The following is a 17,582-nucleotide window of genomic DNA, read 5'->3' on the forward strand; positions in this document are numbered from 1 at the left end:
TCTCCGGGCGCTTCCCTTCGGTCTTGCGTTTCCGACTCTATCAGATCCTTGCGGTTCCGATTTTCGCCGGTGCGATTCGGCCTTTCGGCTTCTTCGCGGCTCCGACTCTATCAGATCCGGATTCGCTTTGATTCCGGTTCCGATTTTCGTCGGAGAGCGCTTTGGAACGGCTTTTACCGCTGTTCTTTCGGCGCGTTTCAACTTTAGCGGCTTTCCCTGGCGGCTCATAATCGAGTCGGCGGGGTCGAATTTTGGCAACGCCAAAAAGACCCGTCAGGGGTTTGTTCGCAGTAGTTGGTTTTGCCACCTGGCGGTCTGCGCAGAGAGCGCTGCCCGTCTCCAGCGGCTCGGGCTACGTTAGGCGGTTGACGGTGGAGAGTCAAGTAGCGCTGGTCGCGCGGCGGCGGGGCACGTGGCGACGGTACGGGCTGACGGTCGGGTCGTCCGCGATCCAGTAGCGCCAGGGGTGGTGGGCCCCATCGCCGCCGACGCCGGTGCGCGGGCCGTGGCGCACGAGGGCGGGGGCCGGCGGGTCGCCCTGCAGCAGGGTGAGCGGGGCGTCGCCGCCGCGGCACAGGTCGACGCCGTCCAGGCTCCGGTCGATGTCGAGGGCGGTGGCCAGGCGGGCCGGGCCCTTGGCCAGTTCGTTGGCACTGCGGGCCTTGGGGCGGCGGGCCGCGGCCAGCGAGGCACCGCGGATGATCTTCCCGGCGCGCAGCAGGACACCGCTGGCCTGGCCCTCGGGGCCGCAGACCGCGTTGAGGCTGAACCACATGCCGTAGATGAAGTAGACGTACGCGTGCCCCGGCGGGCCGAACATCGTGGCGTTGCGCGCGGTGCGGCCGCGGTAGGCGTGGGAGCCGGGGTCGTTCTCGCCGTCGTACGCCTCGACCTCGGTGAGCCGGAGTTCGATCGGGCCGTCGGGGGTGTGGCGTACGAGGGTGCGGCCGAGGAGCTCAGGGGCCACCTCTATGACGGGGCGGGCGAAGAAGTCGCGGTTGAGCGGCATTCGTTCCGGTACGTCGGTCATGCGGTACGAGGGTAGTGGAGCGCTCGCGGGAGGCGGCTGGCCAGGGGGACGTCGGGATTGGGAAAGTGTGGCCGTGGAACCGGCCTGCGCGGTTTCGCGTTCGTAGGAAGCAATGCGCGGGCGGCGGTCCGCCGGAAGCGGGCCGTTCGGGCCGGGGCCGGTTCCCGGTACGCACGACAACGGAACACAGGCGCTGCGCCTGGGGAGGAAGAGCATGGGATTCAAGAAGCTGCTGGCGAGCCTGGGCGCCGGAGGCGCGTCGGTGGAGACGGTGCTCTTCGAGGAGAACGTCGTCCCGGGTGGGGTCGTGCAGGGTGAGGTGCGGATCCAGGGCGGGTCGGTGGCCCAGGAGATCCAGGGGCTGTCCGTCGGGCTGCAGGCGCGGGTGGAGGTGGAGAGCGGCGACGAGGAGTACAAGCGGAACGTCGAGTTCACCAAGGTCCAGCTGGGCGGGGCGTTCGAGGTGCAGGCCGGGGCGGCGCACACCGTGCCGTTCGGGCTGGAGATCCCGTGGGAGACGCCGATCACCACGTTCCTGGGGACGCACCTGCACGGGATGAGCGTCGGTGTGACGACGGAGCTGGCGATCGCGCGGGCGGTGGACTCCGGCGACCTCGACCCGGTGAATGTGCACCCGCTGCCGGCCCAGCAGGCGATCCTCGACGCGTTCGGTCGGCTCGGGTTCCGTTTCAAGGCCGCCGACCTCGAGCAGGGGCACATCAGGGGCACGCGACAGCATCTGCCCTTCTACCAGGAGATCGAGTTCTACGCGCCGCAGCAGTACCGCGGGCTCAACCAGGTCGAGCTCTCGTTCGTCGCGGACGACCGGGAGATGGACGTCGTGCTGGAGATGGACAAGAAGCCGGGTCTGTTCACCGAGGGGTCGGACACCTACCGGTCGTTCACGGTCGGTCTGCAGGACTTCCAGGGGACCGACTGGGCGGCGTACCTCAACCAGTGGCTGGCGGAGGTCGGCGGCAAGCGGAACTGGCTCTAACCTGGCCGGACGAAGTGTCAGCAAGCGACCAGGAGGTTCGAGTGTCCGAGCTGAAGCGGCGGCCGCTCCCGCACGATTTCCATCCGCCGGTGCCGGAGTTCACCGTGCTGAGCGACGAGGTGGAGCCGGGCGGGACGCTGCGGCCGGAGCAGGTACACGCCGAGGGGAACCGCTCGCCGCACCTGCGGTGGGAGGGCGCGCCCGCGGGGACGCAGAGCTACGCCGTCACCTGCTACGACCCGGACGCGCCGACCGGCAGCGGTTTCTGGCACTGGGTGCTGTTCGACCTTCCGGCGTCGGTGACGGAGCTGCCGGCCGGGGCGGGCAGCGGCGACATGAAGGGGCTTCCCGAGGGGGCCGTGCATGTCCGTAACGACTACGGGACGCGGGACTTCGGGGGCGCGGCGCCGCCGCCCGGGGACGGTCCGCACCGCTATGTGTTCACGGTGTACGCCGTGGACCAGGAGAAGCTCGGTCCGGGCGCGGACGTCTCGCCCGCGGTGGTGGGATTCAATCTGCGGTTCCACACGATCGGGCGGGCCCAGCTGATCGCCGAGTACGAGGTCCCGGCGGCGGGCTGAGCGCCGTAATTCCGTTGCGCCCCGGCGCTTCCCGCACGCAGAGTGGTACCCGAGCCGCCGCCCCTCATCAGGGCGTCGGACAGCTGGTACCGCAGTGGCGGGAGCGGCGGGGCGCAGGTGTGTCGCCCCGGCTCGCCGGAGCCCGGACTCGTGTCGGGCGTCCTCGCCGGCTGTCGTTCGCTCCGGGTCTCGCGTATTCACGGGGGTGGGACCCGGAGCGATCTCTCATGTGCCGTCCCGGTGAGCGGGGCGGTCCTTCCCGGCTCCCCCGGTGCGCGCGGGTCGCCGCCGGAGCACCCGGTCTTCATCTTCCCCTCACTCCCCATTTCCCTTGTGGCGTGCGGAAATTGCGTTGTTCGGGGAATACCTGCCGCTGCACAGTGGAGCAACTTCGCCACGGGGGCGGAGCGGGTCCGGGAGGTGGACGGGATGCGCGAGACGCTGGTGCTGAATGCGAGCTTCGAGCCGCTGGCGACGGTGTCGCTGCGGCGCGCGGTGGTGCTGGTCATGCAGGACAAGGCCGTCGTCGAGCACGCGCACCCGGGTCTGCGGATCCGTGCCGCTTCGGTGGACGTCCCGGTGCCGCAGGTGATCAGGCTCAGCAGGTACGTACGGGTGCCGTTCCGAAGACGGGCGCCGTGGTCGCGGCGGGGCGTACTGGTGCGTGACCAGCACCGGTGCGCGTACTGCGGGCGCCGGGCGACGACGGTCGACCACGTCGTGCCGCGGTCGCACGGCGGCGGGGACACCTGGCTGAACACCGTCGCCTCGTGTGCGGAGGACAACCACCGCAAGGCGGACCGGACGCCCGAGCAGGCGGGCATGCAGCTGCTGCGGCGGCCGTTCGAGCCGACGCCGGCGGACGCGCTGCTGTCGACGCTGGGGGTGTCCGTACGGGAGGGCCTGCCGGAGTGGCTGGCGCTGCCGGCCTGACCGTCCGGCCGCCGGGCCGTCGTCCGGCTCCCCTCACTTGAGGAGGAGTTGGACGATGGCCAGCAGGCCGACGACGACGATGACGGCGCGCAGCGCGGTGGGCGGCAGCCGGCGGCCGACCTTGGCGCCGAGCTGGCCGCCGAGGGTGGAGCCGACCGCGATCAGGAGGACGGCGGTCCAGTCGAAGGTGGCGACGAAGAGGAAGAAGACCGCGGCGACGCCGTTGACGATCGCGGCGAGGACGTTCTTGAGGGCGTTGATCCGCTGGAGGTCCTCGTGGAGCAGCAGGCCCATCAGGGAGAGGTAGAGCACGCCCTGGGCGGCGCCGAAGTATCCGCCGTAGGTACTGGCGAGCAGCAGGCCGAGCAACAGGGCGATGCCGCCGTCGGGGTGGGGGGCGGTGCCGTTGCGCTCGCGGCGGGCGCGCAGCTTCTTGGCCAGCCGGGGCTGGACGACGACGAGGACGAGCGCCACGGCGATCAGCACGGGGACGATCGTGTCGAAGGCCGTGGAGGGCAGCGCCAGCAGCAGGATCGCCCCGCTCAGGCCGCCGAGGAGGGCGGTGGCGCCGAAGCGCAGCAGCCGGCGGCGCTGGCCGGTCAGTTCACGGCGGTAGCCGAAGGCGCCGCTGAGTGAACCGGGCACCAGGCCGAGGGTGTTGGAGACGTTGGCCGTGACGGGCGGCAGGCCGAAGGCGAGCAGCACCGGGAAGGTGATGAGCGTCCCGGATCCGACGATGGTGTTGATCGTGCCGGCGCCCAGCCCCGCGGCGAGGACGGCGACGGCTTCCCAGATGGTCACGCGGATTCCCCCTGGTGCATGAGCGGTGCGGTCCCGCCCGATCATGCACCAGGGGGTGCGGGGTCAGTCGATCGGGGGCGTTTCGTGCTTCGGTCCGCCGGGCTTGGGGATGGAGCCGCCGCCGGTCGGCGGGGTGAAGTTGCCGAGGGCGCCGCCGAGGCCCTTGAGGGCGTCGCCGATCTCGCTGGGGACGATCCAGAGCTTGTTGGCGTCACCCTCGGCGATCTTCGGGAGCATCTGGAGGTACTGGTAGGAGAGCAGCTTCTGGTCCGGGTCTCCGGCGTGGATCGACTCGAAGACCACCCGGATCGCCTGGGCCTCGCCCTCGGCGCGCAGCGCGGCGGCCTTCGCCTCACCCTCGGCGCGCAGGATCGAGGACTGCTTCTCACCCTCGGCGGTCAGGATCTGCGACTGCCGGACACCTTCGGCCTGGAGGATGGCGGCGCGCTTGTCGCGGTCGGCACGCATCTGCTTCTCCATCGAGTCCTGGATGGAGGTCGGCGGCTCGATGGCCTTGAGCTCGACGCGGTTGACGCGGATGCCCCACTTGCCGGTGGCCTCGTCGAGGACGCCGCGCAGCGCCGCGTTGATCTCCTCGCGGGAGGTCAGCGTCCGCTCCAGGTCCATGCCGCCGATGATGTTGCGGAGGGTGGTGACGGTGAGCTGCTCGATCGCCTGGATGTAGCTGGCGACCTCGTACGTCGCGGCGCGGGCGTCGGTGACCTGGTAGTAGATCACCGTGTCGATGTTCACGACGAGGTTGTCCTGGGTGATCACCGGCTGCGGCGGGAACGGCACGACCTGCTCGCGGAGGTCGATGCGGTTGCGGATCGAGTCGATGAACGGGACGACGATGTTCAGGCCGGCGTTGAGCGTACGGGTGTAGCGGCCGAAGCGCTCCACGATGGCCGCGCTGGCCTGTGGGATGACCTGGATCGTTTTGATGAGTGCGATGAACACGAGCACCACCAGGATGATCAGGACGATGATGATCGGTTCCACAGCGGCTCCCGTGCCCTTCGTTGCTGGTCGCGCCGGCCGGTGACCGGCTTGCCGGTGATCAGTGTTTCAGAGACATGGCTCGTCGCGCAGCGTGTTCGAGTCAGATGACGACGGCGGTGGCGCCGTCGATGTCGACGACGTCGACCTGCTGGCCCGGTTCGTAGATCCGGTCGCCGTCGAGGGCGCGGGCGGACCAGATCTCGCCGGCCAGCTTGATGCGGCCGCCGGCCCCGCCGTCGACGCGTTCCAGGACCGTGGCGCTCCTGCCCTTGAGGGCGTCGATCCCGGAGGCGAGGCCGGGGCTCTGACCGCGCTGGCGGGCGGCGAGGGAGCGTACGACGGCGATCAGCGCGACCGATACGGCGGCGAACACGAGGAATTGCGCGACGGTGCCGCCACCGAGCGCTGCGGTGACGGCACCGGCGACGGCGCCGGCCGCGAGCATCCCGAATTCGGGCATCGCGGTCACGACGAGAGGAATTCCCAGTCCTACGGCGGCGATCAGCCACCACACCCATGGATCCACGGGTTCATGGTAGATCCGTGCGGGCGGCCGGGACAGGGTGCGATCGGTCAGCGCCCGGCCGGCCGGGGCCCGTTGCGGACCACGGCTCAGGTCAGCGGCAGGCCCTGGGCGGTGAAGCGGTCGCCCACGCGCTCGACGACCAGCGGCAGGCCGAAGCAGTGCGAGAGATTGCTGGAGGTCAGCTCCAGGTCGATGGGGCCGGCGGCCAGCACCTTGCCCTGACGGATCATCAGCACGTGGGTGAAGCCGGGGGCGATCTCCTCGACGTGGTGGGTGACCATCAGCATCGAGGGGGCGTACGGGTCGCGGGCGAGACGGCCGAGGCGGCGGACCAGGTCCTCGCGGCCGCCGAGGTCGAGGCCGGCGGCCGGCTCGTCCAGCAGGAGCAGCTCGGGGTCGGTCATCATCGCGCGGGCGATCAGGGTGCGCTTGCGCTCGCCCTCGGACAGGGTGCCGAACTTCCGGTCGAGGTAGTCGTTCATGCCGAGGCGGTCGAGGAAGGCGCGGGCGCGCTGCTCGTCGATGTCCTCGTAGTTCTCCTGCCAGTGCGCGGTCATGCCGTACGCGGCGGTGAGCACGGTCTGCAGGACGGTCTGGCTGCGCGGCAGCTTGTCGGCGAGCGCGATGCCGGCGATGCCGATGCGCGGGCGCAGGTCGAAGACGTCGACCTTGCCGAGCTGCTCACCGAGGATCGAGACGGTGCCCGTGGTCGGGTAGAGGTAGCTGGAGGCGATATTGAGCAGGGTGGTCTTGCCGGCGCCGTTGGGGCCGAGGATCACCCAGCGCTCCCCCTCCTTCACCGACCAGGAGACCTGGTCCACCAGAGCCCGTCCTTCGCGGACCACGGATACGTCCACCAGCTCCAGCACATCGCTCATGAGCGCGTTGTCTCCCATTGCTTCTCGGTCGTCGCGGCGCACCTGTAGGCGCAGCCCCTGCAAACCTACGCCACTCGTTGTCAGTGCTGTTCCCTAGGCTGGGGACCATGCTCGATGAACCTCGTTCGGGACGGTTGGCGGCCTGGGGAAATGCCCTTTTGGCCGGACTTGTCTCACCTGATGAAGCCGCGCACCGGATCGCGGAGGACGACGCGGTGCACCGCGTGGAGGACCTGCCCGGGGAGGCCGCGCCGGTGGGCCTGACGCTCGCGCTGGGCCGGCTGCGGACGCTGGGCGCGGTCGGCCTGCGGGTGGCGCTGCCGGTGGCGGGGCATCCGCTGGGCCTGTGCGGCCCGCCGGAATTCAACGCGCGGGCGCTGGAGGCCGGGGAGGCGGTGCTCGCCGTGGGCGCCGGGCTGGGGCTGGTCCCGGAGACGTACGAGGCCGGGCCGGAGGGCGGTGCCGCGCCCGATGTGCACGTCGAGGTGGTCTGGCGGTGTCTGCCGGTGCGGGAGGCCCCGCCGGCCGACGTGCCGTCGCTGGGCGAGGCGGAGCGGGAGCTGGCGGAGGCGCTGCGGGAGGCGACCGAGGTGCTCTCGAAGCTGGACGTGGCCGGGTCCGGGCCGGTGGCGCAGGCGGCGCTGGAGGCGTACCGGGCGCGGGCGGAGGCCGGCCGGCAGGTGCTGGCGCCCGGCTATCCGCCGCGGGCGGTGCGGGTGCTGGAGCTGGCGCAGCGGGTCGGGGCGCTGATCGACATCGCGCGCGACGCCGGCGGGGACGGGGAGCACGGCGGCGCGGTGAGCTCGTCGGAGATCGCGGCCCGCGCGGAGGCGCTGCGCCCGGTGGACCGTACGGCCCGGCGGGCGCAGGTGGCGGCGTACAACTCCGCGGTGGAGGAGCGGGAGCGGCACCGGGGGTGAACCCGGCGGAGGGCGGGAGCAGCACGGACGGGCCCCGCCGGACCATTGTGTGGTCGACGGCGGGGCCGTGGCCGGGACGGGCCGAACAGCTCTGGGCAGGGCGAGCTGTTCACCCCGCCCCGGACAGCCTCAGGTGCCGGCGACGACGAGTGCGGCCTTTGGGGCGGTGTTCATGAGGGTGAGTTCCTTACGTGGGGGCGCAGGGCCGCGCAGGACGACGCGGTGGGGAGGGGGACGGCAGCACCGCGGGGCTGAACGGCTCGGCGCAGCTGAGCCGTTCAGCCCCGGTCGGGCAGTTCAGTTGTTGGTGCTGAGGTTGCCGAACGCCGAGTTGAGGACGCCGACGACGTTGACGGTGTTGCCGTTGACGTTCACGGGGACGTGCACCGGGGCCTGGACGAGGTTGCCGGAGCCGACGCCGGGAGAGTTCGTGGCACCACCGGCGGCCTGGGCGCCACCGGTGGCGAAGGCCGAACCGGCGGCCGCGCTCAGGGCGAGACCGGTGGCGGACAGGACGAGGGCGGCCTTCTTGGCGGTGTTCATGGGGTGTTCCTCACTTGGCGGCACGAGGCCGGCCGGATGACGGTGACGGTGCGGAGAGCGGACCGGCCGGGTGTCCAGGGGGTGACGGGGACCGGTCCGGCGCGCTCCGCGCGGGCCGTGGACCACGGCACGGCGCGGAGCGTGCGGGCCCTGCGGGCGGGGACCTGCGGTCAGTTGTTGACGCAGGGGTTGCCGAAGCTGGGGTTGAGCAGACCGACGACGGAGATGGTGTTGCCGCAGACGTTGACCGGGACGTGCACCGGGACCTGGACGACGTTGCCGGAGACGACACCGGGGGAGTGCGTGGCGCCGCCCACCGCCTGCGGGCCGTGCGCCGAAGCGACGCCGGCGCCCGCGAGGGCGAGACCGCTCGCCGCCATCGTGATGGCCGCTGCGCGCTTGATGTTCTTCACTTCTCTTGCTCCTCATTGCCGTTGTCGTGACCAGCCGCCACGACTGCTCTGGACAACGGTCCGGCTCGAGGAGGGATACGCCGAACGGGCTACCGCTACACGACAGTATGAATCTCGGACCGGAGGGCGACGTTCGGGTTGACGCATTGTCGTACGGGACGACCGTCGCACCCCCGGTCCGGCCGGGCTTCGTGGCTGCTCAGGCCCCGATTCCGTGCCGTACGGCCCACAGCGCGGCCTGCGTGCGGTCGGCGAGGTCGAGCTTCATGAGGATGTTGGAGACGTGGGTCTTGACGGTCTTCTCCGACAGCACCAGCGCGCGGGCGATCTCCCGGTTGGAGCGGCCGTCCGCGATCAGCGCGAGCACCTCGCTCTCCCGGTCGGTGAGGGAGGTGCCGCGCCCCTGCCCGCCGTTGCCCTCCTCCTGCGAGAGCAGCGCGCCGGCCACCTCGGGCTGCAGCACGACGTGGCCGGCGTGCACGGAGCGGATGGCGGCGGCCAGCGCCTCGGGGTCGATGTCCTTGTAGACGTAGCCGGCCGCGCCCGCGCGCAGCGCCGGGACGACGGTGCGCTGCTCGGTGAAGCTGGTCACCACCAGCACCCGGGCGGGGTTGTCGAGTTCCCGCAGCTTGCGCAGCGCCTCGATGCCGTCCGTGCCGGGCATCTTCACATCCATCAGGACGACGTCCGGGCGCAGTTGTTCGGCGGCGGCGATGCCCTCGGCCCCGTCGGCGGCCTCCCCCACCACCTCGATGTCGTCCTGGACCTCCAGGAACGTCCGCAGCCCGCGGCGTACGACCTGGTGGTCGTCGACGAGCAGGACGTGGATCGACCGGATGTCAGCCACCGGGCACCTCCATCTCGACAGCGGTGCCCTTGCCGGGCTCCGACTCCACCGTGAGCTTTCCGCCGACGCCGCCGGCCCGGTCGTGCATCGACACCAGGCCGAGGTGGCGGCCGGCCCTGCGGACGGCTCCGGGGTCGAAGCCGCAGCCGTCGTCGGCGATCCGCAGCAGCGCGCCCTGGCCGTCGCGGGACAGGGTGACCTCGACGCTCTCCGCTCCCGAGTGCCGCAGGGCGTTGTGCAGCGCCTCCTGGGCGACCCGGAGCACGGCCTCCTCCTGGGCGGACGGCAGCGCCCGCACGCCGTGGGCCGCGAAGGACACGCGGGCGGCGTGGGCGCGGTCCAGGACCTGGATCTGCGAGCGGAGGGTGGCCACCAGCCCGTCCTCGTCCAGGGCCGCGGGGCGCAACTCGACGACGGCGGCGCGCAGTTCTTCGGCGGCCTCCGCGGCCAGCGCGGCGACCTGGTGGAGTTCGTCCTTGGCGCGGACCGGGTCGCGGTCGACCAGGGCGGTGGCGGCCTGGGCGGTCAGGCGGAGCGAGAACAGCTTCTGGGCGACCGCGTCGTGCAGTTCGTGGGCGAGCCGGGCCCGCTCGCCGGCGATGGTGAGCTCGCGGCTGCGCTCGTAGAGGCGGGCGTTGGTCAGGGCGATGGCGGCGTGCTGGGCGAGTATGCCGAGCAGGCGCTCGTCGTCCTCGGTGAAGCCGCAGCCCTCCCGGCGGGAGGGAGCGTCCTCGGGGCAGCGCTTGTTGGCCAGGAAGAGGGCGCCGAGGATCTCGTCGCCGTCGGCGACCGGCAGGCCCAGGAAGTCGGACATGTCGGGGTGGGCGGCCGGCCAGCCGCCGAAGCGGGGGTCCTCGCGGACGTCGGCGAGCCGCTCGGGGGTGGCGTTGTGCAGCATCGCGGCGAGGATGCCGTGCTGGCGGGGCAGCGGGCCGATGGCCTTCCACTGCTCCGCGCTGACGCCGTCGACGACGAACTGGGCGAAGCCGCCGTGGTCGTCGGGCACTCCCAGGGCGGCGTACTCGGCGTCCAGCAGCTCGCGGGCCGAGGCCACGATCGTCTTGAGGACGTCGCGCACCTCCAGATGCCTGCTCATCGCCAGGATCGCGGTGCTCACCGCGGGGATCCCGGCTCCCGGTCCGTTGGTCATGGCTTCACCGTACCGGCGGGCCGCGCGGCCCGTATCGGTCCGGCGACGCCTCCGCCTAGGCCCCCGGCCCTAGGGCGAATGCCCTGCCCGGGGCCGGTCCGGCGGCCGACGTGCGCGGGGCGGGGGCGTTCCTACGGTGAGGGCGTGGCCGGGGCGGCCGTCCCGGCGGGAAGGGGACGCGATCATGCCGGTGGCGATCATCACGGGGGCGTCGAAGGGACTGGGCCGGGCGCTGGCCCGGGCGCTGGCCGCACGCGGCTGGGACCTGGTGGTGGACGCCAGGTCGGCCGGGCCGCTCCAGGAGGCGGCGCGGGAGCTGCGCGGGTCGGGGGGCCGGGTGGTGGCACTGGCCGGGGATGTGGCGGACGGCGGGCACCGGGCGGCGCTGGCGGCCGCCGCGGCGGAGCTGGGCGGGCTCGATCTGCTGGTGAACAACGCGAGCGCGCTGGGCGCCGCGCCGCTGGTGCGGCTGGCGGAGCATCCGCTGGACGGGCTGCGCCGGGCGCTGGAGGTGAATGTGGTGGCGCCGCTGGGGCTGATTCAGCTTGCTTTGCCGCTTTTGCGCAATTCAACCCATGGCTCCTATCTGTCCTCGTATGAAGGAGAGGCCCCTTATATAGGAGAAGCTCCTTCGGGACGGCCGGACGAGGGAAGTGAGACGTACGAGGCGCACACCGCATGCGGGAATTCCCATAATTCTTATTTGTCCGATTCGACCCCTTATGCGGGAGCGGGTGGAGCCGTCCTCTGCCTCAGTTCGGACGCGGCGGTCGAGGCGTACCCCACCTGGGGCGGCTACGGGGCCTCCAAGGCCGCGCTGGACCAGCTGTCCGCGGTGCTCGCGGTGGAGGAGCCGGCGCTGCGCGTCTGGTGGGTCGACCCGGGCGACATGCGGACCGAGCTGTACGCGGCCGCCGTCCCGGACGACGACGACTCCGGCCGGCCGCTCCCCGGGACGGTGGTGCCCGCCCTGCTGCGGCTGCTGGACGGGGCTGCCCCCAGCGGGCGGTACCCAGCGGCCGGGGCGGCGGCCCCGGCCGGCAGCGGGAGCGCCCGGTGAGCGCGGAGACGCTGCACGTACCGGAGGAGCTGTCCGCCCGGGTGCCGGCCGAGCAGCGGGGCCCCGGACTGGGCCGGGACGCCGTACGGCTGCTGGTGAGCCGGGGTTCCGCGGAGCCCGCGCACCACGCCTTCGGTGAGCTGCCGGAGCTGCTGGCGCCGGGGGACGTGCTGGTCGTCAACACCTCCAGCACGCTGCCGGCGGCGGTCGACGGGCGGGTCGGGGACGGCCGGGGGCGTGGCGAGCCGGTGGTGGTGCACTTCTCGACCCGGGCCGGGCGGTGGCCGGCCGCTGGGCGGTCGAGCTGCGCAGCCCGGACGGCCGGGGCAGCACCCACCCGCGGGCGGGCGGCCCGCCCGGCGCCGTGGTGCGGCTGCCGGGCGGGGCACGGCTGGTGCTGGAGGCGCCGGTGGACCCCGGGGGCGTACGGCTGTGGTGGGCGCGGCTGAGGGGCGTCCGGGCGGACGAGCTGATGCGGCGGCACGGGCGGCCGATCCGGTACGGCTACACCGACCGGGACCAGCCGCTGGGGGCGTACCGGACGGTGTTCGCGGTGGACTCCCCCGGCGGCGGCAGCGCGGAGATGCCGAGCGCGGCCCGGCCGTTCACCGCGGAGCTGGTGGCGCGGCTGGTCAGCAAGGGGGTGCAGTTCGCGCCGATCTCACTGGACACGGGGGTGGCGTCGGCGGAGGCGTTCGAGCCGCCGTACCCGGAGCGGTTCGTGGTGCCGGCGGCGACGGCGTGGCTGGTGAACGCCGCGCGGGCCCGCCGGAGGACGGCGCCGCGGGCTGCCGGCGGCCGGATCGTCGCGGTGGGCACCACGGCCGTACGGGCCCTGGAGTCGGCGGCCGGGGCGGACGGGCGGGTACGGGCCGCGGCCGGCTGGACGGACCTCGTGGTGACCCCGGAGCGCGGCGTACGGGCGGTGGACGGCCTGCTCACCGGGCTGCACGAGCCCACCGCGTCGCATCTGCTGATGCTGGGGGCGGTGGCGTCGGTGACCGCGGACGGGGAGGCGCTCGGGCGCGCCTATGCGGCGGCGGTGCGGCGTCGCTACCTGTGGCACGAATTCGGTGACCTGCATCTGCTGCTGCCGGGCTGAGTCCCAGACTCGGTGCATGTCGCATTCAACGAGGAGCTGGGCGCCGGCCGACGGCGAGCCCTACCGGCCGGTGCCGTACCGCCCGGAGCGGATGCCCGCGGCCGAGTCGCTGGCCCGGGCCGCCGAGCTGCGGGAGCGGATGAGCCGGCGGCGTACGGTCCGGCAGTTCGCCGCGGACCCGGTGCCGGAGCAGGTGGTGCGGGACGCGATCGCCTGTGCGGCCACCGCGCCGTCCGGGGCGCATCAGCAGCCCTGGACGTTCGTGCTGGTCAAGGACCCCGAGGTGCGCCGCCGGATCCGGGCGGCGGCGGAGGCGGAGGAGCAGGTCTCCTACCGGGGGCGGCTGGGCGAGGAGTGGCTGGCGGCGCTGCGGCCGCTGGGCACGGACGAGGTCAAACCGCATCTGACCGACGCCCCGCAGCTGATCGTCGTCTTCCAGCAGCGGCACCGGCTGGGCGCGGACGGCAGCAAGCACAAGCACTACTACGTCGACGAGTCGGTGGGGATCGCGGTCGGCATGCTGCTGTCCGCGCTGCATCTGTCGGGGCTGGCGGCGCTGGTGCACACGCCCAGTCCCATGCGCTTCCTCCAGGAGGTGCTGGGGCGTCCGGCGAACGAGAAGGCGTTCGCGGTGATTCCGGTGGGATATCCGGCGCCGGAGTGCGTGGTGCCCGATCTCGTCCGGAAGTCCCTTGATCAGGTAATGGTCGAGGTTTAACGCACACAGCCTGTGCATTCGCAATTACGTCCGGCGAGACAAACCCCCTCGCGGTGTGACGCCGCGCATAGGGCCTACATCACGTACGACCCGGGTTAGTGGGATCCGCAATAGCGTGTGACCTGGGAAGCAAGTATTCGGAAAGCAATATTCCGATACACGGTTCCACTAACTCGGATCGTACGTCACACCTTTGCCGGGGCAATTTTCGGCCGCTAAGAATGGCCTCCATCGCTCGGCGCCGTGGTCAGGACTCGGCGTTCGCCGCCGTTCGAGGCCCGTGCGATACCGCCCATCGGAAGGTCTGTCCCGCCATGCCCCAGCACGCCATTTCTGGTCTCAACCGCCTGACCCGGACGCACAAGCTGTCCGCCGCCGGTGTCGCCACTGCCGGTGCCGCCGCTCTGGTCTTCGCCCTCGTACCGGGAGCCGACGCCGGCCAGGGCAAGGCCCAGGCCACGACGATCGAGAACGTGAAGCCGGTCGCCTTCGCCGCGGTCGACACCGCCGCGAAGACCCAGCAGGCCACGATCGCCAAGCAGGCCGCCGAGTCGACCGCCCAGGGCAAGGCCGAGGCAGCCGCGAAGCAGGCCGCCGCCGAGAAGGCAGCCAAGGCGAAGGCCGCCGCGGTGGCGAAGGCCAAGGCCGAGAAGCAGCGCAAGGCGCAGCAGGCCGCGAGCCGGTCCGCCGTCCGCACCGCGATACCGGCCGCCGCGCCGAAGCCCGCCGCCGCGCCGAAGCCGGTCGTCAAGACCTACCCGAACAACCTCGACGGCTGGATCCGCCAGTCGCTCGACGTGATGGCCAAGAAGGGCATCCCGGGCTCGTACAACGGCCTGTACCGCAACATCATCCGGGAGTCCTCGGGCAACCCCATGGCGATCAACCTGTGGGACATCAACGCCCAGAACGGCATCCCGTCCAAGGGCCTGCTGCAGGTGATCGACCCGACGTTCAAGCAGTACCACGTCGCGGGCACCTCCTGGAACATCTACGACCCGGTCGCCAACATCACCGCCGCCTGCAACTACGCGGCCGCCAAGTACGGCTCGATGGACAACGTCAACTCGGCCTACTGAGCCACTGGTTGACACCTTCCGTGCCACGCGCACACACCGCCGAGGGGCGGCACCCGCAATCGGGTGCCGCCCCTCGGGCGTTGCGGTGGGGTGCGCGCTACTTGCGCATGACCTCCGGCTCGTGGCGGCGCAGCAGCCGTGCGACGACGAAGGCGAGTCCGACGCCCAGGCTGATCAGAATGATCATGTCCATCACGTAGACGCCGGTCTGGTGCTTCCACAGCGGGTCGGGGTTGCCCAGCTCCCACGGGAGCAGGGTGTTCATGTCGGCCGTCGCGCCCATCGCGGCGACCGCCCAGCGCGACGGCATCAGCCAGGCCACCTGGGCCACGCCGACGGTGTCGAAGAGCTGGAAGAGCACGCCGGTGAAGACCACCTGGACGATGGCGAACATGACCAGCAGCGGCATGGTCTTCTCGGCGGTCTTGACCAGCGAGGAGATGACCAGGCCGAACATCATCGAGGTGAAGCCCAGCGCGATGATCGCCAGCGTCATCTCGATCGCCGGCTGCTTGGGCACGATCAGGCCCTCGGAGGGCATGTTGCGGGTCGAGAAGCCGATCAGCGCGATGATCACGCCCTGGAAGGCGGTGACCACACCGAGCACGATCACCTTGGACATCAAATACGCCGACCGCGACAGGCCGGTGGCCCGTTCGCGCTCGTAGATGACCCGCTCCTTGATCAGCTCACGGACGGAGTTCGCCGCGCCGGAGAAGCACATGCCGACCGCGAGGATCAGCATGATCGTGCTGGCGTCGCGGTTGGTGCGGTGCCGGTTCAGCGGTCCGTAGCCGAGGCCGAAGTCGCTGGGGATCAGCATCGAGACGATGCCGAGCACCGCGGGCAGGATCACCATCAGCGCCAGGAAGCCGCGGTCGGAGGCGAGCACCGAGACGTAACGGCGCATCAGCGTCCACAGCTGCGAGCCCCAGCTCTGGGACTTCTGGGTGCGGGCCGGCGGCGGCTGGACGTTCACCGACTGCGGGGCGACGGCGTCGATGTCCGCGGCGTACAACTGATAGTGCGGGGAGCCGCGCCAGCGGCCCATCCAGTCGTAGTCGCGGTAGTTCTCGAAGGCCGAGAAGACATCCGCCCAGGTGTCGTACTGGAAGAAGTTGAGCGCCTCCGCCGGCGGGCCGAAGTAGGCCACGCCGCCGCCCGGCGCCATCACCAGGAGCTTGTCGCAGAGGCCGAGTTCGGCCACGGAGTGGGTGACGACCAGGACCGTGCGGCCGTCGTCGGCGAGGCCGCGCAGCAACTGCATGACATCGCGGTCCATGCCCGGGTCGAGGCCGGAGGTCGGCTCGTCCAGGAAGATCAGCGACGGCTTGGTCAGCAGCTCCAGTGCCACCGAGACGCGCTTGCGCTGGCCGCCGGAGAGCGAGGTGACCTTCTTGTCCTTGTGGACGTGGAGCTTGAGCTCGTGCAGCACCTCGTCGATCCGGGCCTCACGCTCGGCCTCCGCGGTGTCGCCGGGGAAGCGGAGCTTGGCCGCGTACTTGAGGGCCTTCTGGACGGTCAGCTCCTTGTGCAGGATGTCGTCCTGCGGGACCAGACCGATGCGCTGACGCAGCTCGGCGAACTGCTTGTAGAGGTTCCGGTTGTCGTAGAGGACGTCGCCCTGGTCGGCGGGACGGTACCCGGTCAGCGCCTTGAGCAGCGTCGACTTGCCGGAGCCGGACGGGCCGATGACCGCGACCAGCGACTTCTCCGGGACGCCGAAGGAGACGTCCTTGAGGATCTGCTTGCCGCCGTCGACGGTGACCGTGAGGTGCCGGGCCGAGAAGGAGACCTCGCCGGTGTCGACGAACTCCTCCAGCCGGTCGCCGACCAGCCGGAAGGTGGAGTGGCCGACGCCGATGATGTCGTTCGGGCCGACGGGGGCCTTGCCGGACTTGGGGACCGGCTGGCCGTTGACGTAGGTGCCGTTGTGGCTGCCGAGGTCGCGGATCTCGAAGCGGCCGTCGGCGGTGGCGTGGAATTCGGCGTGGTGGCGGGAGACCTGGAGGTCGGAGACGACCAGCTCGTTCTCCAGCGCACGGCCGATGCGCATCACCCGGCCCGTGTCGAGGCGGTGGAAGGTGGTCGGGCTGCGGTCGCCGGCCGGTGCTCCGGCCGGCCGCTGCGCGGGACGCTCCTGGGGCTGCGGGGCCGCCTGCTGGGGCGGGACGTACGGCGGCTGCTGGCCCTGCGGCGGCGCCTGCCAGCCCTGCTGTGCGGGCGGCGGCTGGTGCGCGGGCTGCTGGTGGGCCGGCGGCTGCTGCGCGGCCGGCGCCTGCCAGCCCTGCGCGGCCGCCTGCTGCTGCGGGGCCATCGCGGGCCGGGCGCTGAAGGCGTCGGCGGCCGGCGCCGCGGCGGAGAGCGTCATCCGGGGGCCGTCGGTGGCGTTGCCCAGATGCACGGCCGAGCCGGGGCCGATCTCCATCTGGTGGATCCGCTGGCCCTGGATGTACGTGCCGTTGGTGCTGCCCTGGTCCTCGATCATCCAGCCGCGGCCGGCCCAGCGCACGGTGGCGTGCCGCCAGGAGACCCTGGCGTCGTCGAGCACCATGTCCCCCTGCGGATCACGGCCCACGTTGTAGGACCGGGACGGATCGAGCGTCCAGGTCCGTCCGTTCAATTCCAGTACGAGTTCAGGCACTCCATGCCCCATTACATAGTCCCCCGAGTGACGCCCTGTATGGGAAGTCTAGGGATGGCGAACATCGTGAGGAACTATTTCAGGCTCGGCCGGTGGACCGGAAACCGGGACGGGAGAGGGGTGCGAGCGGCTTCGGCCGGCCCTGCCAAAACTCCCGGAGCACGGGAAGAACCCATGGAAGGGCAGGGATCACCGGATTACGGGTGTTCCGGACGGGCCGGTGTGCGCACGGGGGCTCAGGCAGCCGCCGGGACGCCGTGCGGGCCCACCCCGGAGGCCGCATCATGGGAGATAGCGGACACATCACTGAGCGGAACCACGGTCCGGCGCGGCCGTGGCCGTTGCGCTCCGTCACCGT

At 71.6% G+C, this 17,582-nt stretch carries 17 protein-coding genes and 1 pseudogene; 8 read left to right on the plus strand and 10 right to left on the minus strand.

Annotated features, from left to right (window positions below; genetic code table 11):
- Positions 1-379 precede the first annotated feature (379 nt).
- A complete protein-coding gene (locus OO62_RS28270; RefSeq protein WP_033270462.1) occupies positions 380-1,030 on the minus strand; it encodes a DNA-3-methyladenine glycosylase in 651 nt (216 codons plus the stop codon).
- Positions 1,031-1,244: 214 nt separating this feature from the next.
- Between OO62_RS28270 and OO62_RS28275 the strand changes: the two genes are divergently transcribed.
- The 3 genes from OO62_RS28275 (at position 1,245) to OO62_RS28285 (ending at position 3,541) form a co-directional block, all read left to right on the plus strand.
- Complete coding sequence (locus OO62_RS28275; RefSeq protein WP_033270463.1) at positions 1,245-2,027, plus strand: sporulation protein; 783 nt, start codon at positions 1,245-1,247, stop codon at positions 2,025-2,027.
- Positions 2,028-2,068: 41 nt separating this feature from the next.
- A complete protein-coding gene (locus OO62_RS28280; protein ID WP_033270464.1) occupies positions 2,069-2,608 on the plus strand; it encodes a YbhB/YbcL family Raf kinase inhibitor-like protein in 540 nt (179 codons plus the stop codon).
- Positions 2,609-3,037: 429 nt separating this feature from the next.
- Entirely contained in the window at positions 3,038-3,541 is a 504-nt protein-coding gene (locus OO62_RS28285) for an HNH endonuclease (RefSeq protein ID WP_033270465.1), read from the plus strand.
- A gap of 33 nt (positions 3,542-3,574) precedes the next feature.
- Here the strand turns inward: OO62_RS28285 and OO62_RS28290 are convergent, their stop codons facing one another.
- The 4 genes from OO62_RS28290 to OO62_RS28305 form a co-directional block, all read right to left on the minus strand.
- Complete coding sequence (locus OO62_RS28290) at positions 3,575-4,342, minus strand: sulfite exporter TauE/SafE family protein (RefSeq protein ID WP_033270466.1); 768 nt, start codon at positions 4,340-4,342, stop codon at positions 3,575-3,577.
- A 63-nt stretch (positions 4,343-4,405) separates the two neighbouring features.
- Positions 4,406-5,344 (minus strand): SPFH domain-containing protein, encoded by a 939-nt coding sequence (locus tag OO62_RS28295; protein ID WP_033270467.1) that lies wholly within the window; start codon positions 5,342-5,344, stop codon positions 4,406-4,408.
- A gap of 100 nt (positions 5,345-5,444) precedes the next feature.
- A complete protein-coding gene (locus OO62_RS28300; RefSeq protein ID WP_033270468.1) occupies positions 5,445-5,858 on the minus strand; it encodes an NfeD family protein in 414 nt (137 codons plus the stop codon).
- A gap of 98 nt (positions 5,859-5,956) precedes the next feature.
- Positions 5,957-6,766, minus strand: coding sequence for an ABC transporter ATP-binding protein (locus OO62_RS28305; protein WP_033270469.1), 810 nt, complete (start codon positions 6,764-6,766; stop codon positions 5,957-5,959).
- A gap of 89 nt (positions 6,767-6,855) precedes the next feature.
- Between OO62_RS28305 and OO62_RS28310 the strand changes: the two genes are divergently transcribed.
- Complete coding sequence (locus tag OO62_RS28310) at positions 6,856-7,668, plus strand: hypothetical protein (protein WP_033270470.1); 813 nt, start codon at positions 6,856-6,858, stop codon at positions 7,666-7,668.
- Positions 7,669-7,965: 297 nt separating this feature from the next.
- Here OO62_RS28310 and OO62_RS28315 read toward each other — a convergent pair whose 3' ends face one another.
- The 4 genes from OO62_RS28315 to OO62_RS28330 all read right to left on the minus strand — a co-directional run bounded on the left by OO62_RS28315 (position 7,966) and on the right by OO62_RS28330 (position 10,621).
- Positions 7,966-8,211 (minus strand): chaplin family protein, encoded by a 246-nt coding sequence (locus OO62_RS28315; RefSeq protein WP_033270471.1) that lies wholly within the window; start codon positions 8,209-8,211, stop codon positions 7,966-7,968.
- Positions 8,212-8,381: 170 nt separating this feature from the next.
- Positions 8,382-8,624, minus strand: a complete 243-nt coding sequence (locus OO62_RS28320) for a chaplin (RefSeq protein ID WP_033270472.1) — start codon at positions 8,622-8,624, stop codon at positions 8,382-8,384.
- Between the two features lie 199 nt (positions 8,625-8,823).
- Positions 8,824-9,471, minus strand: a complete 648-nt coding sequence (locus OO62_RS28325; protein WP_033270473.1) for a response regulator — start codon at positions 9,469-9,471, stop codon at positions 8,824-8,826.
- Positions 9,464-10,621, minus strand: coding sequence for a GAF domain-containing sensor histidine kinase (locus OO62_RS28330; RefSeq protein ID WP_033270474.1), 1,158 nt, complete (start codon positions 10,619-10,621; stop codon positions 9,464-9,466). Before OO62_RS28330 ends, OO62_RS28325 begins: the two co-directional genes overlap by 8 nt.
- A gap of 184 nt (positions 10,622-10,805) precedes the next feature.
- On the opposite strand from OO62_RS28330, the gene OO62_RS28335 reads away from it, so the two are divergent.
- The 4 genes and pseudogenes from OO62_RS28335 to OO62_RS28350 all read left to right on the plus strand — a co-directional run bounded on the left by OO62_RS28335 (position 10,806) and on the right by OO62_RS28350 (position 14,580).
- Entirely contained in the window at positions 10,806-11,681 is an 876-nt protein-coding gene (locus tag OO62_RS28335) for an SDR family NAD(P)-dependent oxidoreductase (RefSeq protein WP_033270475.1), read from the plus strand.
- A pseudogene (locus tag OO62_RS36625) lies at positions 11,678-12,783 on the plus strand (S-adenosylmethionine:tRNA ribosyltransferase-isomerase). Before OO62_RS28335 ends, OO62_RS36625 begins: the two are co-directional and overlap by 4 nt.
- 16 nt (positions 12,784-12,799) lie before the next feature.
- Entirely contained in the window at positions 12,800-13,501 is a 702-nt protein-coding gene (locus OO62_RS28345; protein WP_180290013.1) for a nitroreductase family protein, read from the plus strand.
- Between the two features lie 314 nt (positions 13,502-13,815).
- Positions 13,816-14,580 carry a transglycosylase SLT domain-containing protein gene (locus OO62_RS28350; protein ID WP_033270477.1) on the plus strand — a complete coding sequence of 255 codons (765 nt, stop codon included), beginning with the start codon at positions 13,816-13,818 and terminating at the stop codon, positions 14,578-14,580.
- A gap of 97 nt (positions 14,581-14,677) precedes the next feature.
- On the opposite strand, the gene OO62_RS28355 is transcribed toward OO62_RS28350, so the two are convergent.
- The gene (locus OO62_RS28355; RefSeq protein WP_033270478.1) at positions 14,678-17,236 is read right to left on the minus strand and encodes an ABC transporter ATP-binding protein/permease; all 2,559 of its coding nucleotides are present in this window, start codon (positions 17,234-17,236) and stop codon (positions 14,678-14,680) included.
- Between the last annotated feature and the right edge of the window lie 346 nt (positions 17,237-17,582).

The organism is Streptomyces lydicus (assembly GCF_000717345.1).
GTDB classification, from domain to species: Bacteria; Actinomycetota; Actinomycetes; order Streptomycetales; family Streptomycetaceae; genus Streptomyces; species Streptomyces lydicus.